Genomic DNA, 18,634 nt, shown 5'->3' with positions numbered 1-18,634 from the left:
CCTACACGGTCCGGCCGGGCAAGCCGCAGGGTCGTTCACCAGCCGGCCGAGTGCCACTCGCTTCGGACTGCGGTGGACCACGCTGAGAAATTTTCCGCAGAAAATTCGGCGGATCTCGGGAAGAGCACTGGGGCAGCCCGGGGAACGGCTGGGCTTCCCCTGAGGACGCGACGCGTTGTCCGGGGCTCGCTGCGCAACGATCGCCTGCCTGCCAACACAGACGCGCCATCTACTTCGGGCTGTATCAGTCGCCTCAGCGACTCCCCCACACATGACTGAGTCCCCATCACGACTGCGGGCCGATGGTACGGCTCCGCCGAAAAGGACCGACACGGTCTACCCGGGCTCACCCCCAGGGTCATTCGCAAGCCGGCCGAGTGCCCCTCTCTTCGGATCGCGGTGGACCAGGAGGCTGGACTGCTGAGCCGCGTCACGAAATTTTCCGCAGAAAATTCGGGGGTCTCAGAGAGGACAGCGGGACAGCGCGGGGGACTGACAGGTTCCCCGAGATGACGTCACACACCGTCTGGACCCACTCCAACAGCGTGCGCCCAGCATGCTGCGCCAGCGGCAGAGCGCGCGCGAATTCATGAGCCCGATGCCAGCCAGCGCACACAGCTGCCCTGCCGACCATCCCCCGCCGGGGCAAAAAGCGGCCGAAGCTGCTGCCCCGCAGCTGCCCTACGCGTGGAGAATTTTCTGCGGAAAATCGTCCGCGCCGAGCTCGCTTCGCGGCGATTGCCCGCCGACCCATACCGCGTATAGAAGTGTCCATCGCACTGGTTCTGGCAGGCGACGACGGCAGGCGTTGCCAGGATGACACCCATCCATCCTCAACCGCGCCCGTCCAGGTCGGGACAGAATCCCGCTTCCTCCCCCGCCGGACCGACAGCTCCGACAGCTCAGCCCCGCCACAATCGCACGCCGATGCTGAGAATCTCCACCGGGAAAGGCAGCAGCACGATGTGACCGGGACCGCCCCAGGGTCGTTCGCCAGCTGGCCGGGTGCCGCTCTCTTCGGATCGCCGGGGCCAGACAGCTAGGTTCTCGAACCGGGTCGCGAAATTTTCCGCAGAAAATTCGGGGCTCTCAGAGGGGGCACTGGGACGTCTCGGGGGGATTGACCGGCTCCCCGAGATGACGTCACACGCCGTCCGGACCTACCCCCAACGGCGTGTGTCCGCCATGCTGCGCCAGCGGCAGAGCGCGCGAATCCATGAGTCCGATGCCAGCCAGCGCACACAGCTGCCCTGCCGACCATCCCCCGCCAGCGCAAGAAACGGCAGAAGCTGCTGCCCCGTGGCTGCCCAGGGCATGGAGAATTTTCTGCGGAAAATCGCTCAGCCACCTCCAGGCCGGGACAGAATCCCGCTCCCTCCCTGCCAAACCAACAGCTCCCCCACACACAGCTGAGCCCCACCACAACCGCACGCGGATGCTGGAACCCTCAGCCGGAGCCAGCACCAGCGCGGTGTGACCGGGACCGCCCGCAGGATCGTTGGCCAGCCGGCCGGGTGCCGATCCCTTCAGACCGCCGTGGACCAGACAGCCGAAGTGCTGAACCACGCCGCGAAATTTTCCGCAGAAAATTCGACGGCCCCCAGAAAGGACACCGGGACGGCCCGCCGATTGCTCAGCTGACTTACCGCCAGCGCGAGTAGCAAGCGACGGCACAGCACGGCCCGAACCGGGGGACGAGCGCGGGGGAGTCGCAGAGAACCCGACTCACCACGAGCCCCGGCCTCGCCCCCGACGTCGGGAACGACCGCCCCAGGCCGTGTCAGTCGACCTGATCCACCGCGGCCGCAGCACGACCGAAGGTCCGCCAGCGGGCCACCGCTTCCCCAGCGGCCAGTCCTAGCGCGCAGAATTTTCCGCAGAAAATTCAGCGGGGATAGCTGAGCCAGCGGGGGAGCGGCAGCCCGATCCAGATGACGCGTCGGCCCCACCCGCTCACTGTCCCCCGAATTTTCCGCAGAAAATTCAGGAGACAGCAACTGGTCGACCAAGGTCGGCGGCTTCGATTCGGTTGGCCATCAGGTTCGGCGAACCCGTCGACCCGGTGCCGTACCCACTGCCACAATGTCCCGATGTCCTCATCTCTTCTCGCGGAACCGTGGCTGCGAGGCGTCGCGGCCAACCTGGCTGCGCCGCCTGGACGGCCCTCTGTCAGGAACGCGCTCTTCCCCCCGAGGTCGTCGAGGCGGTGCTCGCACACCCCGCGCAGACGGTCCGCCGCGCATTCGCCCGCAACCGGCACGCCGCTCCCGAACAGCGCGGCCAGCTGGTCGACGACCCCGATGCCTTCGTCCGCGCGAGCCTTGCCTCAGGCCCGCGCCCGCGTCTGGACAGGGCCGAGCCGCTGCCCGACGACGTCCTGGAAATCCTGCTGACCGCCCGCGACGAACACCGCCGGGACCAGTTGCTCAGCACGGACGAGATCCGGCAGGAGCTGGCGTTCTCCGGGCAGATCCCTGCCTCGTTCCACCGTGGGATGCTCGACCACCCGAACCCCGTGCTTCGGGCCCAGGCCACCAGCCTGTGGTTGTGGCTGACTCCGGGCCAGCGCGACGCGCTCCTGGCCGACCCGGATCCCACCGTCTCGGAGGTCGCTCGTGACCACAGCCGGATCCTGGACCCAGCGGCGATGGAAGCGAAGCTGCCGGAACGTGACTGCCATGCTCGCAACCTTCTGCTCATCAACTACGCCGTCTCCCACTCCGTGGCCGAGCAGTGTCTCGCCGAACGGCGCGACCTGTGGTCTCTTGCCCGCAACCCCCACACGCCCGGCGACATCGTCACCCGCCTCGCCCACGACCCCGATCCGAACGTACGCGAGCAGGTGGCTGCCCGAGCTGATCTGGACCCGCCGCTTCTGGCGGAACTGGCCCAGGACCCGGACAGCGCCGTACGGGCCCGGGCCCTGCTGCACCCGTTGCCGCGGACCTGGCCGCAGCGCGCCGCCATCGACCGGGTCTACGGGCACGCCGTCGAGAACGTCGGCGCAGTCGGCGAGATGTTCGTCGAGCCGGGGACGACCTGGTACGAAGCGTGCGCCGCGTCTGCGAATCCTCGACCACCCGCTGGCACCGCCCGCACGAGTTCTCGACGCCTTCATCGCCGCACCACGCCAGCGGCCCTACCTGCTCACGCTGCCCCGTCTGCCCCGCACCGGACTGGACCACTTGCTCGACCACGACGACCCGGACGTCCGCGCCCTGGCCGCCTCCGACGCCGGCCTGGCCCAGCCGCCCGTCCACCTGCTCGCCGACCCCGAACCCCTCGTCCGTCAAGCCGCGGCAGCCAATCCGCGTCTTCCTCTCAACCTGCTCTCGGCTCTGCTGAACGACCCGGAGCACGCGGAAGGAGCCGCAGCCAACCCCAACCTGACAGCTGACCACCTCCACGAGTTGCTCGACCTCTGCGGACTGCCCGGAGCCGCAATCCGGTGAGGCCCCCAACGGCCGCGCGGTTTCAGCGGCCGCTCCCGATCCCCAGCCGTCGCCTTTGGCGAACGCATGGTCGTCGAACGAACTGGCATGCCCGTGGCCAAGTCCGTAGCCGGGGGCGACGGCCCGGGAGCGCCCGGTTAGGCTGAAGCGGCACGTCAACGGCCGTGGGAGGCCGGGGACGGTCCTGAACGAGGGGGAGCATGAGCGAGCTCGACGACCTGCGGATGCGCCTGGCGGCACTGGAGACGGAGGTCGACCGGCTTCGGAAGGAGTCCGCCGCGTCGCGCACGGGGGCGGCGATGGCCGGCCGGGGCGGTACGAAGGCAGCGAGAGCCACGAAGGCACATACGTCGCCGCGCGGCCGCGCCCAGGTGGAGAACGAGATCGGCGCGGGGGAGAGGCCGGGGGAGCGGGAGGCCGAGACTGGTCAGGCGATGACCTGCCTCGCCGAGGCGCTCGGCGTCCTGGGCGCCGGGCGGGTCCGCCAGGTCGAGGTCCCGCAGACCCAAGTCCTCCGGGCCCGAGTCCTCCAGAGCGAAACCCTACGGATCCAAACGCCGCAAGCCGAAAAGCCGCGGGCGGAAGACCCGCGGACCGAGGCTCCGAAGACCGAGGTTCCGCAGGCCGAGATTCCACAGGCTCTCACCCCGGCCATGGAACACCCGGACCGCACGCCCCCGCAGCACGGCCGGTTCCTGGACAGCCTCCTGGCGGGGCAGCCGGCCCTCTTCGAGGAGAAGCGCCGCCCGGACGCCGAGCCGTAACCGCCGGACGAAAAGCAGTCGTCTGAGCAGAACGGCGTGGGTGCGAGTGCACCCACGCCGATACGGTCACGCCTTCGGAAGCGTTATCCCCAGTTCGAGCATCGCCGGTGAGGCCGGTCCGCCCTCGGAGCGCTCGGTCTTGTACCCCTTGACGCCGGGGGCGACGGTGCGCGGGTCGACGGCCTCGGAGGGGGCGCCGGTGGAGTAGAGGCCCTCGGGGTCCTGGTCGCGGTCGTGCGGCAGGAGCCAGAAGACGCGTCGACGGAAGGTGCCGGAGGCCCGGGAGGACCTGGCGTCGGGGCCGAGGATGGCGTAGCCGACCATGCGGCCGTCGCGGTGGTAGGCGGGGCGGCCGCGGCGGGTGGTGAGGCGGTCCAGGGACTGGCGCACGTAGTCGAGGTCGGTGGTGTCCTCAAGCCAGACGAGATCGGTTTCGTGGGCGAGCTCGGCCGGGTCGATCAGCGCGCTCACGCGTTCTGCTCCTCTGTGTCGTCGGTGATCAGGCCGATGCCCGGGTAGTACTTGCGACTGTTGGACAGGACCATCTCCTTGGGGGAGGTCATACCCAGTGTCTCGCGAACTCGTGCAGCGAACGCACGACCGGATACGGGATTGGCGCCTTCGAATCCGCACCAGCGGGTGTACGCGCCGAAGAGCTGGGACTGTTCGGCGCGCATGCCCTCGCCTGTGATGCAGGCCTCCTTGAGGAAGCGGCCCACGTGGTCCTCGGTCTCGGCGTAGGCGGTGGTGGCGACCTGGACGCGCTGGGGGCCGGCGAGGTCCTTCTCGCCGGCGAAGTAGCGGCGGGCGCCGTCGATGAGCCAGGCGAGGATACCGGGGCCCTCCTCGGCGACGAGGACGTGGGCCAGGTTGTCGATCTTACGTTCCTCGGGGACGACCCGTTCGAACGGGATCAGGCGCATGCGGCGCCAGAAGGCGAAGCCGCCGGTGCCGACCTCGGGGCGGTGGTTGCCGAGCAGCCAGAGCTTGTGGGTCGGTTCGAAGGAGAAGAAGTCCTGGCGCATCCGGCGGGCCTTGATCTTGTCGCCGCCGGTGAGGAGCTTCACCCGGGCCTCGTCGAAGCGGTCGCCGGGCTTGAGCTCGGAGCAGACGATGATGCGTCGGCCGTGGAGTTCGGCGAGGTCGGTGGGGTGCCCGTCGAAGGTCTTGGCCATCAGGAAGCCGGGTGGGGCGGCGTCCGCGTAGTCGCCGAGCAGTTGGATCATGACGTCCAGCAGGACGCTCTTGCCGTTCTTGCCCTGGCCGTAGAGGAACGGCATGACCTGGGCGCCGACGTCGCCGCTGATCGAGTAGCCGAGCAGCAGGTGCAGGAAGTCGCGGGTCTGCCGGCCTTCCTTGTCGTCGCCGAAGGTGTCGGTGAGGAAGCGGTCCCAGCGCGGGGTCCGCATCCGGGCGGGGGCCAGGGTGGTGGAGCGGGAGTGGTGGTGGACCTTCGGGTCGGGCGGGACGATGGCGCCGGTGCGCAGGTCGACCACGCCGCCGGGGGTGCACAGGGCGTAGGCGTCGGCGTCCAGGAGGGCGGCGTTGAGGACCATGCCCGGGGCGGACTTCGCCTGGGCGAGCATGGCGTTCATGCCCGAGGTGGAGAGGGCCCGGCGGCGGTGCCGACGCAGATCGGTGTTGGTGTAGACGCCGCGGGAGTCGTGGGTGGCGATGCTCTCGGCCATCTCGCCGGCGGCCCACAGGACGGTGTCGTCCTCGTCGAGCTGCCAGCGGTGCGCCGACCAGCGGTACCAGCCGAGGCCGGGGACGTGGCGGTAGTCGCCTCCGTAGAGGTGGACGAAGAGCTTGGCGTTGCCCCGGTCGGACAGCGAGTCGGGCAGGAGACCATGCGCGCTCGCCTCCGGACCCGCCGGGGCCTGCTTGGTCTCCTGAACAGGCTCGGGGGCCGGCGCGGGTTCGGCGGACGGGGTGTCGAGAAGGCTTTCCTGGACGGGGGTGCCGTGCCAGGGGGGTGGGGAGGCTGGGCCGGGGACCGGCGGGTACTCCAGGATCTGCTGGGCCGTGGCCACGGGATCGAAGACCGTCCTCTTGCGGGTGCTGTCGTTCATCCGCGTGCCTTCCCGACGTGCAGGGGCTGTCGGGCGCCGGCGGCGAGGCCGGAGCGGATGACGGCGGAGCTTTGCCTGTCCTGGCTGGGGCGGGCGGTGTGGGCCGCGTCCAGCAGGAGCCGCTCGGCGGCGGTGTGGGTCAGGTGACCGGCGGAGACCAGGCCTCCCATCGTGTAGGCGGCGCGGTTGAGTTTGCCGGTGAAACCGGCGCCCTCGGGGGTAGTGGCACAGTCGGTGACGTCATGGAGGACGGTGTCGAGGACTCGCTCGGCCCCGCGCTTGCCGCCGCCTGCCGCGACGACGGCCGCACGGCCGCGGTCGGGGACGGACGGCTGGGAGGGGCTCGGGGTGCTGGGCTGGTCCTTGAGGTGGCCGGTGCGGACGAGTTCGTCGCTGAGCCACTGGGGCAGGGGCGCGGGGGTCCTCGCCCCGGGGAGCGCGGTGTAGGTACCGGCGGTGGTCACGGTGCCGGGGGCCACGATGTAGCCGCCGTGGGCGCGCACGTCGACCTGCCAGGCCAGGGCCCGACCGTTGGAGGAGCCCGTGGAGCAGGCGAACCTGCGGGGAGCGTCCTCCTGGTACCAGATGTGCAGGCCACCGGAGGGGGTGCGCACGCGCAGGGTTTCCGTGTCCGTCGCAGGATCAGGAGCCTGGCGCAGGGCCGCGAGCAGAGCGAGGGTGTGGTACCCGTTCTCCAGGCCGTCGAGGTTGACGTTCTCGTGGATCGGGATCCCGGGGAGGATCCGGTCCCGCGCAGGGACGGTGCTGGGGTGGCTGTCGACATCGATGACGACGAGACCCGCAGGGCCACAGGCGACCCCGGTACCGAAGTCCGGATTGACGCGCCACCAAGCGGTGAGGACGTCCTGGTCGAGAGTGGCCGCGTGGAAGCCGTGGCACCAGCGACCGGCCGCAGGGCACGGGCAGTCGGCGGGACTGTGGGCCGGCTCCTGGCAGGGCTGGCAGTTGGCGGGCGGGGTCTTGCGACCTGGTGCGAGCGGGTGGACGGGCCAACCCTGGACGGCGCACCAGCGCGCAACGGCCAGCGCATCCGGCTGGCGAAACGCTCGGTCGCTCCCCACGGCCTTAGGCGCCGTCACGCTGGTCCCTCTCCCCATGGTTGGTAGCTGCTCGGACTTGAGTCGCTCGTTCAGTCGCTGAGGGCAAATAGCCAGGTCAGGGCACTGGTGGGCGCCGGATCAGCGACTGAAGCGACCGAAGTCCAGAAGATAGCTCACACAGACTATCCGAGCGAGGACGTGGGGACGCGAACTGCCGGAGTCTGCGGCGAAACTCAGCTACCGAAAACCGGGCCAGCGACCGACCCTGTTCAGTCGCTGGTTTCGGTCTTCCGGCATTTTCGCAGGTCAAAGCCAGTTTTAACAGCAAACAGCGACTGAAGCGACTGTAGCCCGGGTCTATAACGCGCACACGCACAGGGGAATGTCTTCATATACCTGACCTTGAGTCGCTTCGGTCGCTGACGGGGTGGGTGAACCTGCCCTGACCTGGGATTCTTCCCAGCGACTGAACCTCAGCGACTGAAAGCGACTGAGTCTCTCGGGCACTCTTCCCCGGCGTGTCGCCGGACCAGGTTCTCGTGGAAGTCCCCGACTTGGGTCGCTTGGGTCGCTTCAGTAGCTCCGCCGCAGGGCCTGGAGAGTCGCTTCGATGCTGTGACCTGGGATTATGTCCGCAGGAGCGCTCAGTGCCTGAACACTTCCAGGACTCAGTCGCTGAGTCGCTTCGGTCGCCCCTGCCCTCCGAGGACAGTGCTGTTGCCCTGTTGTCCCGGTACGTAGGGCCTGTTCGTGGCACCGGATCCGGTTCGGTCGCTGGGGGCCTGAGCCGGCGGAGGGCCGCAGCGACCCAGGACATGCCTCGGCAGGGCAGCTACTGAAGCGACCCAAGCGACCGAGACTCCGACTTGGTCGAGCAAGCAACGGGTCCGACGCTCCGCCGGCCGGCGGCCGAGTTCGTAGCTCAGGCCGTACCGGAGTCCGCCGGGGTGGTCCGTGTTGCCCGACACGCCGTCTTCTGGCTTGTAGCGAGCTGTACGGCGAACTACGATTCGCCGGTATGAAGCAGCTGAACGTGCGACTGGACGACGCCGTGCACGAAGCGCTGGAGCAGCGGGCGGAGGCCGCCGGGCTCAGCCTGACGGACTATGCCCGCAAGGTGCTGGCCGAAGAGGCCGACGAGCGGCGCGAACGGTTCCTGACAGCTGCGGCGCACTTCGCGCCGACCTGGGCACCCGCGTTCGAGGCCGAGTTCGGGCCCTACCCGCAGAGCACCCGCGGCGCCGCGGCGGACGCCGCGTGATCCTCCAGATAGACCGGGCGTGGCTGCTTGACATCGCCCACCAGTTCCTGCCCGCCGATCCGGACGTCACCGACTACGGCACCCTCGCCGCCGCGGTCGCCCGCCACCTCGACGAGGTCATGGACGTGCCGGTGTACGGCGAGGTGCACCAGCGGGCCGCGGCCCTCATGCACCAGCTGATCCGCGTCCCGGCCCTGGAGTTCGCCAACGAGCACTTCGCCGCTGTCGTGGCCGCCTCCTACCTCAGCGCCTCCGGGGTCATCGTCACCGCGGAGCCCAAGCAGGCCGCCGACCTGGCCGCCCGCATCCGCGCCGGGGACGCGGACGTCCGCGAGACGGCGGCCGCCGTCCGCACCTGGTACCGCTGACCCCGGTCGACGACCGTTCGGTCGGGGGAGCCCCGCGGCGCTGTGCGGTGACGAGTGGTGTTCACCGAGGGCGCGGCCCCGGCAGCTACCGAAGGCACCGGACAGCGACTGTCAGACCGGCATGCAATCGTGTGTGGACGGGTGGCGCTCACGGAGAGCCGCGCTGACGACGAACGAACGGGGGCCGCGATGACGGGCTGGGACGGTGTGACCTGGAACAGCTGGCGGGACCACGACGACATCCGCGCGCGGCTCGACGCGGGAGCCGATCCGGACCTGTGGGGCGGGGGGCTCCGCCCCCTGCACCAGGCCGCGGGGTTCGGCTCGCCCGAGGTGGTGGCCGAACTGACGCGCCGGGTGTCGGACGTCGACGCGCTGGAGAACGGGACGACGGCCCTGTGGGAGGCCGTCATGCAGAACCGGCCGGACAACGCCCGGGCCCTCGCGGCCGCAGGCGCCGACCCGTGGCGGCCCCAGCTCGGCGGCTGGTCTCCCGGCCGCATCGCCCTGGCCGGGCCGGTCCCCGACCTGTTCCCCGCGCCGGACGGACAAGCCGGTCTGACAGCGACCGAACAGGCCACCGTCCGGCACGGACGGCAACTCGTCCAGGCCCTGGGCCGTTTCCCCTACGAGGGCACCGGCCTCGCCTGCATCGCCGCCATCGACGCCGCCGAAGCGGTCCGCCGACTGGACGCCACTCCGTTGGACGAGGAGTTCATGGAGGACTTCCTCGACGACCCGAACGAGTACGACATGGACGAGGGCCTGCTCATCGCCGGTGTCACGACCGTTCCCGGCGGATGCATCGTCACCCAGCCCTGGGGCTACACGCCGTCCACCCTGGGCGTGATGGCCCGGCTGACCGCCGGCACGGTCGGCTACGGCCTGTACGCCAACCCCAAGAGCGGCAACCAGGGCAGCATCGTCCGTGACGGCACCGTCGAAGCCTGGGACCTCCACCCCGGTGGTGGCCCCCTCCCGAACCACACCCCGGACGAGGTCCTGACCGGCTACCTCTACCACCACCACGCCGTCGCCCAGGCCTGTGCCTTCGCGGGCCTGCGCCCCACCGATGCCCGCGCCGTCACCGGCCCCGCCGACAGTTGGATACGGCTGCCCGACGTCGACTACTGGGAGCGGTGACTGACCCGTCCGGAGGCCCGGGCTGGGCCGGGCGGGTGGCGTCCGAGGGCCCAGCGGTGTGGTGACAAGCCGTGGTGCCGGGTGCCGGCGGGAGGCTGGTGCCCCGTTGGCGGACGAGGAGAGCCTGTGAGTGGGCGCAGCCCTGGAGGTGACCGCAGCCCCGTGTCGATGGGCGCGGGCGCGGGACGGACGGCCGGTGATGCCGGTGTGCTGGGGACGGCGCTCGGCGTGGTGCTGGCGTTCTCGCTCGCGCAGGGGTCATGGCAGTGGTTCTCCACCTATCTCGGGGTGACGCTGCTCGCGGTGGTCCTGTCCTTCGGCCGTACGCCGCTGCCGGCGCCGGGTCGGCGGGCGGCCTACGGGCGGAGCCTGGTGGCGTACTCGCTGGTCGTGGGGCTGTGCGTGGCGCTGGCGCTGGCTCCGGCCCTTCAGCGTTGGGACTGGCTGTTACCCATGCCGGGGACGCGGACCGGGTGCGTCGAGGCCGGCCGCTACGAGGTCCTGCGGACGCAGGCCACGCTGGGGGACCTGGCCGGGAATGCCGGTGACGCGTTGGCGTACGTGCAGCGGGAGCAGAGCCGCCAGGCCGTCGACGTCTGCCTGGCGGCGACGACGACGCGTTGGCTGCCGGTGTACGCGCTGGGGGCGGCCCTGCTGGTGGGCGCGGGTTCGTGGGCGTGGGCGCGGTTCCGGGCGCGGAGCACGGCGTTGGGGGTCGGCTGAGTCGGCTGAGTCGGCTGAGTCGGCTGAGTCGGTTCCGGGCTCAGGTGCCGGGGGTGAGGAGGGCCAGTAGCTGGTTCGTCACCGCGTCCGCGTCCGGCCCGGCCGCGTAGACGTAGTTGTCGGGGCGCACGGCGGCAGCGGTGGCGCCGAGGTCGGACAGCCAGCGACGGTGGGTGCCGTCCGGGTCGGCGACGACGGCTCCGGCGGCTCCTGCGGAGGCGCCTGTGGCGGTGGGGCCGAAGCCGACGACCGTGACGCCCAGGTCGCTGAGCTGGGCCTGGTTCAGCCGGGGGAGGGCCTGTTCGGCGACCAGCAGCCGGAAGCCTCCGCCGACGACGTCGTCGAGCAGGCCCGTCCGCCGGCCGTCGCTCACCCGGCCCTGGACGGACAGCTGGCCTCCGCCGGAGGCGAACAGGCCGGGGCCGAGGTCGGGCAGCCGGATCCGGTCCGGCTCCCGGAGCGCGCGTCGGTGGGCCATCAGCGTGCGGTCGCGCTCGCGGGCGAGCACCGGGTCCCGCAGGGTGTGCTGGCGGCCGAGTTCCATGCTCGTGGCCGTCACGCCGCGCACGTGCGGCTCCCGCTCGCTCTGGTAGGTGTCGAGCACCTCGGCGCCCCGGACTCCGCGCAGCACGAGATCCAGCTTGAAGGCGATGTTGAGTGCATCCCGTACCCCCGAGCAGAGCCCTTGCCCCAGGAACGGCGGCATCTGGTGTGCGGCGTCGCCCGCGAGCAGGACCCGGCCGTCCCGCCAGCGCCTCGCGACCAGCGACTGGAAGGTGTAGGTGGCGGTACGGGCGATGTCGGCGTCGTCGCGGGACAGGTAGCGACCCACGCGGGACCACACGGCGTCCGCCGCACGCTCCCGCCCGAAGTCGTCGTCATCGTCGAGCAGGAAGCAGAACCGCTGGCGTTCGTCACCGGTGGTGATGACGGTGGTCGGTCCCTCGGGATCGCCGATCTGCAGCATCGACGGCAGTCTCAGGTCGGCCGCGGGGCGGCGAAGGGTGAAGTCGCAGACCAGCCAGGGTTCGGAGAAGCCGAGGTCGTCCTGCTCGACGCCGAGGGCGTTCCGCACGAAGCTGTTCCCGCCGTCGCAGCCGATCACGTAGCGCGCCGCGAGAGTCGCACCGTCCGACGTGTTCAGGGTGACCTGGTCACGGTCCTGGGACAGGCCGGTGACCGTCGTGCCGAAACGGAGGTCGACGTTCGGCAGCGAGGTGCACAACGAGTGCAACGCCGCCTCCAGGTCGGGCTGGTGGAACTTGTAGAGGTCGGCCCAACCGCTGGCGCCGACGTTGCGGAACACCTGTCGGATGAGGAGGTCGCCCGCTCCGTTGCGCCACTCGTACGCGTCCTGCGTCCGCAGGGTGGGCGCCAGTTCGTCGACGAGTCCGAGCCCTTGGAACGCGCGCATGATCTCGCCGTCGAAGCTGGCGGCCCGCGGGAGGCCGTACAGGCCGGGGTAGCGTTCGAGCGCCACGACCGAGTGCCCGGCCCTGCCCAGCAGGGCCGCGAGCGTCATGCCGACCGGCCCGCAGCCGACTACGGCGATTTCGACGGTCTCGGTGGCTTCGGTGAATGAGGGGACTTCGGTAGGGGACGGCGTCCGGTTCTCAGGGTGCCTGTCGTTCGTCATGGCTGCAGCTCCTCGGGGGTGGGACGGAGGGTGTGGTGGCCACGACGTCAGTCTCGAACTCTCCTGACGCGATGTCTAATGCATGATTTGCACAGGGAGTTTGCGTCAGACGCAAACGAAGGGGGCGTCCGTGGCCGACCAGTTGGACCTCAACCTCTTGCGCGTGTTCGACGCGTTGATGGACACCGGCAGCGTGTCCGCGGCCGCGACGCGCCTTCACCTGTCCATCCCGGCCACCAGCAGGGCCCTGGGCCGGCTGCGACGGGCGATGAACGACCAGATCCTGGTGCGCGCCGGCCGGGGCCTCGTACCCACCCCGTTCGCCCAGCGGTCGGCCGCCAGGGTCAAGGCGCTGCTGGAGGCCGCGGCCGAACTCCGGGTGGATGCCGCGGGAAGCGACCCGCGATCGTGGCGGCGCACCTTCGCCATCCGGGTCAACGACGGACTCAGCCCCGTCCTCGCACCCCGCCTCACCCACCGGATCGCCGCCGAGGCACCCGAGGTCCGCCTGCGGTTCGTCGCCCAGGACTCCAAGGAACCCGATCGGCTGCGCGACGGCTCGCTCGACCTCGACATCGGCGTCGCCGACCCGCCCCCTCCGGACGTGCGCGCGCGAACGCTGTTCTCCGACCACTTCGTCGCCGTGGTGGCGGCACACTCCGATCTGGGCCAGGCCGCGCGGCTGACGGTGGACGACCTGTGCGCCCACCCGCACATCTCCGCCTCCCGCCGAGGCCTCGCGCACGGGCCGCTGGACGAGGCCCTGCACCGCCTGGGCCGCTCCCGCCGCGTCGTCGCCGTGGTGCCGTCCTTCGCCGTGGCAGCCCTGATGGCGCTGGAGGGAGACGTCATCTGCCTCGGCCCCCGGGTGGTGGCGGAGCACCTCGTCGAGCGACAGGTGCCCCTCCGGTGGCACAAGGTGCCGCTGGAAATGCCCGCGGCCGACATCGAACTGCGCTGGCACCGCCGACTCGACGACGATCCCGCGTCCCGGTGGCTCCGCCGCCACGTGCTGGAAGCCGTCCGACCGTTCGCCGCCACGCTGCGCTGAACCGGACGTGAGGACGGCCGGGACCACCGCGTCGTCCGGCCGTCAACGAACGGCTGTGGCCGGCTACTGCGGAGCGGCGGGCCGTTGCGCGGAGGAGTCGCAGGAGGACATCGCCGCGCGGTCGGCCGCGCTGCGGAGAACACAGAATTCATTGCCCTCAGGGTCCGCGAGGACGGCCCAGCCGGCACCATCGGGTTCCCGGCGGTCGTCGACGAGGGTGGCCCCGAGGTTCAGCAGCCGCTCGACCTCTGCCTCGCGGGTGGTCTCCGGACGCAGGCACAGGTGGACCCTGTTCTTGATCGTCTTCGGTTCCGGCACCTGGTGGAAGTACAGCATCTGGCCCTCCGGCAGTATCACCGCAGTCTCCGGATCACCCGGGCCGTCCTCCGGGTGCAGCGGATGGCCGAGCACCTCACTCCAGAACCGAGCCAGCCCGTAGGCATCCGCACAGTCGATCGCCACGTTCTGCAACACCGAGACCATGCACGCGAGCCTGCCGGAAGCACCGTTCGGTCCGCTACCGAATTGCGGCCGGACAGGAGACGGCACCGGCGCTTTCGCCACGGACCCGGGCATCGACGACGCGGTGGTGGCTCCGGCCCGGCAGGCCGCGTTGGTGGCCGGCCCCGAACTCGTGCCCGACACGCCGTCGGAGCTGCTGCCGTCCGGACTCGTAGGGGCGGGATTGGGGGAGTGGGCCCTGCGGTCGACTCCGGCGGCCGACGCATCCGCAGGCCCCGAACGCACCCGGTCCGGAGGCGCTGTGCCCTCGCCTGCCGTCGAGGGGGGCGTCGGGAGACCGTCGGGTCCGACTGCCGCGTCCGTAGAAAAGGAAGTGCCAATTCCGCTCGCGTGCTTGGGTGTTGGGAACTCCGAGACGTCGCCGACTGTTACAAGGCAGTGACGATCCGCTCACAACCGAAGCGTGGAGCGCGACGTCCCTACAGATGACAGAGCCCGAATCGCACCGACCGTGCTCTTCGGGCCGAGCAATCACCTCCCCTTGAAAGGGGCACCCGTGATCGTCTCCAAGCGGAACTCCCTGCGCCTGGCCGCCGTGACCAGCGTCGCCGTGCTCTCCCTCGGGCTGGCGGGCACCGCCGCCATGGCGGCCGCCCCGGCCGCCTACCCCACCTCCACCACGCAGCAGGCCGCGGCGCAGCAGGCCGCCGCGCAGGCCAGCATCACCGCCAAGCCGTCCGTCACGTCCGTCCAGGCCTGGCAGCTGTTCCGGGTCAACGGCACCACCACCGGCCTCAAGGCGGGCACCAAGGTGACCCTGCAGCAGAAGCAGCACGGCAAGTGGGTCTCCCTGCCGGCCTCCGTCCCCACCAACCACAACGGCTCCTACTCGCTCGGCGTGAAGCTCGGCATCAAGGGCCTGAACGAGCTGCGCATCGTCAGCGGAGACGTCGCCTCCCCCGTGTTCACCGTCACCGTGCGCTGACCTGCGGCCCACGGTTCACGGCCCCCGCCGTCGGGCGGTGCGGTGCCCGCTCCCGAGCGGCCACCGCACCGCCCGACGTTGCACGTGGGGACCGACTTCGGCGCTGGATTCGTGGTTTGCGGCCGCCGCCTGGGTCTGCTGGAGTTCGACCTCTGGTGGGGTGAGCAGACCTTTCCCAGGGCACCGGGCCGGGACCAGAGCCGCCGCCCGTCGATCCGGTCACGGTGATCGCCGGCGCGGTGGCGTTCAGCGTGGAAGGACCCAGTCCGGTGTCCAGGTGCCGGAGGCGTCGTGGCCGGTCGTGGTGGCGGCGAGGTGGGCGCGGAGGGTGGCCAGGGCCGGGTGGGGGTTGTCGCGGTGCCAGAGGAGTGAGTGGGGGTAGACGGGCGTCGGGTCGGTCACCGGGATGCGGCGCAGGCCGTGGTCGGCGGGCCAGACGAGGCGGGTGTGCTCGCCCATGAAGGTGGCCAGGGCCGGGGTGTCGGCGATGGTGTCGAGGAGCGCGTCGGAGCCGAAGTTGGGGCCGGTCGCCTCGATGGTGAGGCCGAACTCGGCGACGAGGTCGTCGTAGTAGGCGCCCCACTCGGTACCGGGGACGATGCCGGGCATCCAGATCCGGTGCCCGGCGAGCTGGGCGACGGTCACCGACCGGGCGCCCGCCAGTGCGTGGGCGGGACCGGTGAGGAGCTGGAGCGGTTCGTCGACCACCCGGACGGACTCGATGTCCTCGGGAAGGGGCCGGCCGGGCGCGACGACGGCGCGGAAGGACGCGTCGATCGCACCGGAGCGGATGGCGTTGACGGCCGTCTCGATCTCGAACAGCATCATCACGTCGAGATCGATCTCGGGGTGCGCGCGGTGGAAGCCGCGCATCAGGCCCGACGCCGAGCCGCGAAGGTTGATCACGTCGACGCGCAGCGGACGGCTGCCGGGGCGCACGGACTCGACCGCGCGCTCGGCGGCGCGCAGCAGCTCGCGCGCGTGGGGCAGGAAGGCCTGCCCGTCGATGGTGAGCTCGGCCCCGCGCGCGGTGCGGGTGAACAGCCGCACGCCGAGGTTGCGCTCCAGCGCGGCGATGCGCTTGGAGACGGCCTGCTGGGTGACGGCCAGCTCGGCGGCGGCCTCCTGGAACTGCCCAGCGTCGGCGGCTGCGACGAAGGTCCGAACGGTGTCGAGGTCCATGGCGGCACTCTATAGGTACAACTGGTGGTTGTGGCTTGGCGGTCCTCTGGTTGTTTGATCCCCGAGGATGAGGCGCGCTTTGATGCTTTCGATCGCTGATCGGTTGTGCGAAGGGGTGTGTCGTCGGCGCGCCGAATCGTGTCCCCACGCCGACCGGGTGCCGCCAAGCAAGGAGAACACTCGCGTGAGTACTGCCCCTGCACCTGCCCCCGCGCTTGACCCGGCGCACACCGCTCTGCTCGTCCTGGACTGCCAGCCCGCGATCCTGGCCGTTCTGCCCGAGAACGGGGGCCGGGATGCCCTGCTCGACCGCGTGGAAGCGGCGATCGCCGACGTCCGCACCAGCGGCGGCACCATCGCCTACGTACGCGTCGGCTTCACCGAGGCCGACTGGGACGCGATCCCGGCCACCAACAAGTCCTTCGCCCCGCTGGCCCGACACCGCGTCATGCACCACGAGGACCCTGCCACGGCCGTCCACGAGCGCCTGGCCCCCCGGGACGGCGACCTCGCCGTGCGCAAGACCCGCTACGGCGGCATGTCCACCACCGACCTCGACCAGCAGCTGCGCGAGCGCGGCATCACCACGCTGGTCGTCTCCGGTATCAGTACCAGCGGCGTCGTCCTGTCCACCGTCCTCGACGCGGCCGACCGCGACTACCACCTCTACGTTCTGTCCGACGGCGTCGCCGACCCGGACACCGAAGTCCACGACGTCCTGCTCCAGAAGGTCCTTCCCTCGCGGGCGCACATCATCGACACCGCCGAGCTGCGCACCCTGCTCCGGGCCAGCTGACTCGAACCGCCGAGCCGGTCGAGTCGGTCGAGTCGAGTCGGTCGAGTCGGGTCGAGTCGAGTCGAGTTCGTGCGGGTCACGGTCGTGGGTGCCGGCAACAGTGGGGCCCCGCCGAGGTTCCCGGCGCGGCCGGGGCAGGTCGGCCAGGGGGTGTCGGTCGGCCCCGGCTGTCAGTGTGCCGGGGCCGATCAGTACAGTCGGCGTCCTTCGTGAGACCTGGGAGGGGTACATGGACATCGGCACGATACGTGCGGCGATCGGGCCGGAGAGCCCGGCAGAGGTGACCGGATCGGGCATCTATGCCTGGGTGGACGCGGGGTCAGTCGGTCATCCGGTGCTGTACATCGGCAAGTCGGGCAACGTGGCCAGGCGAACGAGAGACGAGAGGACGTGGACCGAGCAGTTCCGGAACGCGCGGCGCCGTGGAAACACCTTGTGGTACTCGGCCGGCTGCGGGCTTTCCCCGGTCCTGGCGGCCGCCGCGGATCCGCAGGTGTTCATGTGGGCCCTCGGGAAGGAGGAGGCGAGCGCCACCGAGACGGCGTTGATCCGCTTGGCCGCGATGACCGGCGGCACGCCGCCCGCCCAGGGAGCCGGCTGGGGCTGGGGCCGTGGAGACCAGGCGGGGAGCGCGGACCCGGTCCACCAGCTGTTGAGCCGCTGGTTCGAGGGCGATCACATGGTGCGTCAGATCGCAGAACCCAACGCCTGACTCGCCTGACTCGCCTGACTTGCCTGACTCGCCGGGCAGGTCGGGTCCGTAGACCGGGTCACTCCGCTACGGGCAGGCACTCGGTGAGCAGGCCGACGATGTCGTGCCAGGCGCGCTGAGCGTGCAGGGGGTGGTGGCCGACGCCGGGGAGCACGGCGTGGCCGACCGTCGGGTGGTGGAAGGCGTGCAGGGCGCCGCCGTAGACCATGAGGCGCCAGTCGACGCCCGCGGCCTGCATCTCGGCGGCGAACGCGTCCCGTTGCGCGGGCGGCATGATCGGGTCCTCCGATCCGACCCCGGCCCACACCGGGCAGCGGATGCGCGCGGCCTCGCCCGGTCGTCCCGTGGTCAGGGCGTTGACCGTTCCGATCGCGCGTAGGTCGACGCCGTCGCGCCCGAGTTCCAGTGCGATCGCGCCGCCGGTGCCGTAGCCGATGGCGGCGATCCGGTCGGGGTCGGTCCGCGGTTCGGCGCGCAGCACGTCGAGCGCCGCGTGGCCGATGCCCCGCATCCGGTCGGGGTCGGAGAGCAGGGGAGTGATGCGCGCCAGCATCTCCTGCGGGTCGGTGAACCAGCGCCCGCCGTTGATGTCGAAGGCCATTGCCACGTAGCCGAGTTCGGCGAGGGCATCGGCCCGGCGGCGCTGGAAGTCGTTCAGCCCCGGCCCCTCGGGCCCGACCAGGACCGCGGGTCGGCGGCCGGTGCCGGCCGGGAGCGCGAGGTGCCCGATCATCGTGAGGCCGTCGGCCGGGTACTCGACCGTGCGCGTGGTAACCGTCGTCATGGGACCGGACTGTAGTGAGCGTCGAGCCCGCCCGGGCCGGTTTTTCGCCGGCGGCAGAACGGCGCGGGTGTGCCTCGGACGATGCGGCGATGGCAGTGGTGGGGGCGGGGCGGAGGCCGGCCCCCCACCCCCAGCCGTAGGCCCGGGGCGGCTACGGCGGTTTATCTCAAACCGCGTCGGAG

Annotated in this window: 17 protein-coding genes and 1 pseudogene; 11 read left to right on the top strand and 7 right to left on the bottom strand. The window is 70.9% G+C overall.

Annotation, left to right across the window (positions count from 1 at the left end):
* Nucleotides 1-2,494 precede the first annotated feature (2,494 nt).
* The 3 genes and pseudogenes from ACFVTF_RS04540 to ACFVTF_RS04530 all read left to right on the top strand — a co-directional run.
* Nucleotides 2,495-2,866 (top strand): annotated as a pseudogene (locus tag ACFVTF_RS04540) (hypothetical protein); the annotation flags it as partial.
* 319 nt (nucleotides 2,867-3,185) lie between these two features.
* Complete coding sequence (locus tag ACFVTF_RS04535) at nucleotides 3,186-3,452, top strand: hypothetical protein (protein WP_387809612.1); 267 nt, start codon at nucleotides 3,186-3,188, stop codon at nucleotides 3,450-3,452.
* A 200-nt stretch (nucleotides 3,453-3,652) separates the two neighbouring features.
* Nucleotides 3,653-4,216 carry a hypothetical protein gene (locus ACFVTF_RS04530; RefSeq protein WP_387808878.1) on the top strand — a complete coding sequence of 188 codons (564 nt, stop codon included), beginning with the start codon at nucleotides 3,653-3,655 and terminating at the stop codon, nucleotides 4,214-4,216.
* A gap of 66 nt (nucleotides 4,217-4,282) precedes the next feature.
* On the opposite strand, the gene ACFVTF_RS04525 is transcribed toward ACFVTF_RS04530, so the two are convergent.
* Genes ACFVTF_RS04525 through ACFVTF_RS04515 form a run of 3 tightly spaced genes read right to left on the bottom strand, consistent with a single transcriptional unit; the run spans nucleotide 4,283 to nucleotide 7,370 of the window.
* Nucleotides 4,283-4,687: a DUF6009 family protein gene (locus ACFVTF_RS04525; RefSeq protein ID WP_063352543.1), complete on the bottom strand. Its 405-nt coding sequence runs from the start codon at nucleotides 4,685-4,687 to the stop codon at nucleotides 4,283-4,285.
* Nucleotides 4,684-6,288, bottom strand: coding sequence for a phage/plasmid primase, P4 family (locus tag ACFVTF_RS04520; RefSeq protein ID WP_331745002.1), 1,605 nt, complete (start codon nucleotides 6,286-6,288; stop codon nucleotides 4,684-4,686). Before ACFVTF_RS04520 ends, ACFVTF_RS04525 begins: the two co-directional genes overlap by 4 nt.
* On the bottom strand, nucleotides 6,285-7,370 hold the full coding sequence (locus ACFVTF_RS04515) for a bifunctional DNA primase/polymerase (RefSeq protein WP_387808875.1): 1,086 nt from the start codon (nucleotides 7,368-7,370) through the stop codon (nucleotides 6,285-6,287). The genes ACFVTF_RS04520 and ACFVTF_RS04515 overlap by 4 nt, the downstream gene beginning before the upstream one ends.
* 997 nt (nucleotides 7,371-8,367) lie before the next feature.
* On the opposite strand from ACFVTF_RS04515, the gene ACFVTF_RS04510 reads away from it, so the two are divergent.
* The 4 genes from ACFVTF_RS04510 to ACFVTF_RS04495 all read left to right on the top strand — a co-directional run bounded on the left by ACFVTF_RS04510 (nucleotide 8,368) and on the right by ACFVTF_RS04495 (nucleotide 10,844).
* Entirely contained in the window at nucleotides 8,368-8,610 is a 243-nt protein-coding gene (locus ACFVTF_RS04510) for a plasmid mobilization protein (protein ID WP_063352545.1), read from the top strand.
* Nucleotides 8,607-8,978 carry a fic family toxin-antitoxin system, toxin component gene (locus tag ACFVTF_RS04505; protein WP_387808872.1) on the top strand — a complete coding sequence of 124 codons (372 nt, stop codon included), beginning with the start codon at nucleotides 8,607-8,609 and terminating at the stop codon, nucleotides 8,976-8,978. The genes ACFVTF_RS04510 and ACFVTF_RS04505 overlap by 4 nt, the downstream gene beginning before the upstream one ends.
* A 189-nt stretch (nucleotides 8,979-9,167) precedes the next feature.
* Nucleotides 9,168-10,121 (top strand): ankyrin repeat domain-containing protein, encoded by a 954-nt coding sequence (locus ACFVTF_RS04500; RefSeq protein WP_387808869.1) that lies wholly within the window; start codon nucleotides 9,168-9,170, stop codon nucleotides 10,119-10,121.
* Nucleotides 10,122-10,247: 126 nt separating this feature from the next.
* On the top strand, nucleotides 10,248-10,844 hold the full coding sequence (locus tag ACFVTF_RS04495) for a hypothetical protein (protein ID WP_387808867.1): 597 nt from the start codon (nucleotides 10,248-10,250) through the stop codon (nucleotides 10,842-10,844).
* Between the two features lie 40 nt (nucleotides 10,845-10,884).
* Here the strand turns inward: ACFVTF_RS04495 and ACFVTF_RS04490 are convergent, their stop codons facing one another.
* Nucleotides 10,885-12,480 (bottom strand): bifunctional 3-(3-hydroxy-phenyl)propionate/3-hydroxycinnamic acid hydroxylase, encoded by a 1,596-nt coding sequence (locus ACFVTF_RS04490; RefSeq protein WP_387808864.1) that lies wholly within the window; start codon nucleotides 12,478-12,480, stop codon nucleotides 10,885-10,887.
* A gap of 130 nt (nucleotides 12,481-12,610) precedes the next feature.
* On the opposite strand from ACFVTF_RS04490, the gene ACFVTF_RS04485 reads away from it, so the two are divergent.
* Nucleotides 12,611-13,531: a LysR family transcriptional regulator gene (locus ACFVTF_RS04485; RefSeq protein WP_387808861.1), complete on the top strand. Its 921-nt coding sequence runs from the start codon at nucleotides 12,611-12,613 to the stop codon at nucleotides 13,529-13,531.
* 63 nt (nucleotides 13,532-13,594) lie between these two features.
* Here ACFVTF_RS04485 and ACFVTF_RS04480 read toward each other — a convergent pair whose 3' ends face one another.
* Nucleotides 13,595-14,014, bottom strand: a complete 420-nt coding sequence (locus tag ACFVTF_RS04480; protein ID WP_387808858.1) for a VOC family protein — start codon at nucleotides 14,012-14,014, stop codon at nucleotides 13,595-13,597.
* A 535-nt stretch (nucleotides 14,015-14,549) separates the two neighbouring features.
* Here ACFVTF_RS04480 and ACFVTF_RS04475 point away from each other — a divergent pair.
* Complete coding sequence (locus ACFVTF_RS04475; RefSeq protein WP_387808855.1) at nucleotides 14,550-14,978, top strand: hypothetical protein; 429 nt, start codon at nucleotides 14,550-14,552, stop codon at nucleotides 14,976-14,978.
* 246 nt (nucleotides 14,979-15,224) lie between these two features.
* Here the strand turns inward: ACFVTF_RS04475 and ACFVTF_RS04470 are convergent, their stop codons facing one another.
* On the bottom strand, nucleotides 15,225-16,160 hold the full coding sequence (locus tag ACFVTF_RS04470; RefSeq protein WP_387808852.1) for a LysR family transcriptional regulator: 936 nt from the start codon (nucleotides 16,158-16,160) through the stop codon (nucleotides 15,225-15,227).
* Nucleotides 16,161-16,344: 184 nt separating this feature from the next.
* Here ACFVTF_RS04470 and ACFVTF_RS04465 point away from each other — a divergent pair, with 184 nt between their 5' ends.
* Nucleotides 16,345-16,956, top strand: coding sequence for a cysteine hydrolase (locus tag ACFVTF_RS04465; RefSeq protein ID WP_387808849.1), 612 nt, complete (start codon nucleotides 16,345-16,347; stop codon nucleotides 16,954-16,956).
* 229 nt (nucleotides 16,957-17,185) lie between these two features.
* Complete coding sequence (locus ACFVTF_RS04460; protein ID WP_387808846.1) at nucleotides 17,186-17,668, top strand: hypothetical protein; 483 nt, start codon at nucleotides 17,186-17,188, stop codon at nucleotides 17,666-17,668.
* Between the two features lie 58 nt (nucleotides 17,669-17,726).
* On the opposite strand, the gene ACFVTF_RS04455 is transcribed toward ACFVTF_RS04460, so the two are convergent.
* On the bottom strand, nucleotides 17,727-18,452 hold the full coding sequence (locus ACFVTF_RS04455; protein WP_387808844.1) for a dienelactone hydrolase family protein: 726 nt from the start codon (nucleotides 18,450-18,452) through the stop codon (nucleotides 17,727-17,729).
* Nucleotides 18,453-18,634: the final 182 nt, after the last annotated feature.

The sequence above is a fragment of the Kitasatospora sp. NPDC057940 genome, assembly GCF_042887425.1.
Classification (GTDB): Bacteria; Actinomycetota; Actinomycetes; order Streptomycetales; family Streptomycetaceae; genus Kitasatospora.
Note: the sequence above shows the minus strand (reverse complement) of the source record. Positions and strands in the feature narration are given on the sequence as shown.

Excerpts from the sequence above, each read along its gene's own strand:
- ACFVTF_RS04530 (WP_387808878.1), top strand. The coding sequence starts at position 3,653 with ATGAGCGAGCTCGACGACCTGCGGATGCGCCTGGCGGCACTGGAGACG.
- ACFVTF_RS04520 (WP_331745002.1), bottom strand. The coding sequence starts at position 6,288 with ATGAACGACAGCACCCGCAAGAGGACGGTCTTCGATCCCGTGGCCACG.
- ACFVTF_RS04510 (WP_063352545.1), top strand. The coding sequence starts at position 8,368 with ATGAAGCAGCTGAACGTGCGACTGGACGACGCCGTGCACGAAGCGCTG.
- ACFVTF_RS04500 (WP_387808869.1), top strand. The coding sequence starts at position 9,168 with ATGACGGGCTGGGACGGTGTGACCTGGAACAGCTGGCGGGACCACGAC.
- ACFVTF_RS04490 (WP_387808864.1), bottom strand. The coding sequence starts at position 12,480 with ATGACGAACGACAGGCACCCTGAGAACCGGACGCCGTCCCCTACCGAA.
- ACFVTF_RS04480 (WP_387808858.1), bottom strand. The coding sequence starts at position 14,014 with ATGGTCTCGGTGTTGCAGAACGTGGCGATCGACTGTGCGGATGCCTAC.
- ACFVTF_RS04470 (WP_387808852.1), bottom strand. The coding sequence starts at position 16,160 with ATGGACCTCGACACCGTTCGGACCTTCGTCGCAGCCGCCGACGCTGGG.
- ACFVTF_RS04460 (WP_387808846.1), top strand. The coding sequence starts at position 17,186 with ATGGACATCGGCACGATACGTGCGGCGATCGGGCCGGAGAGCCCGGCA.
- ACFVTF_RS04455 (WP_387808844.1), bottom strand. The coding sequence starts at position 18,452 with ATGACGACGGTTACCACGCGCACGGTCGAGTACCCGGCCGACGGCCTC.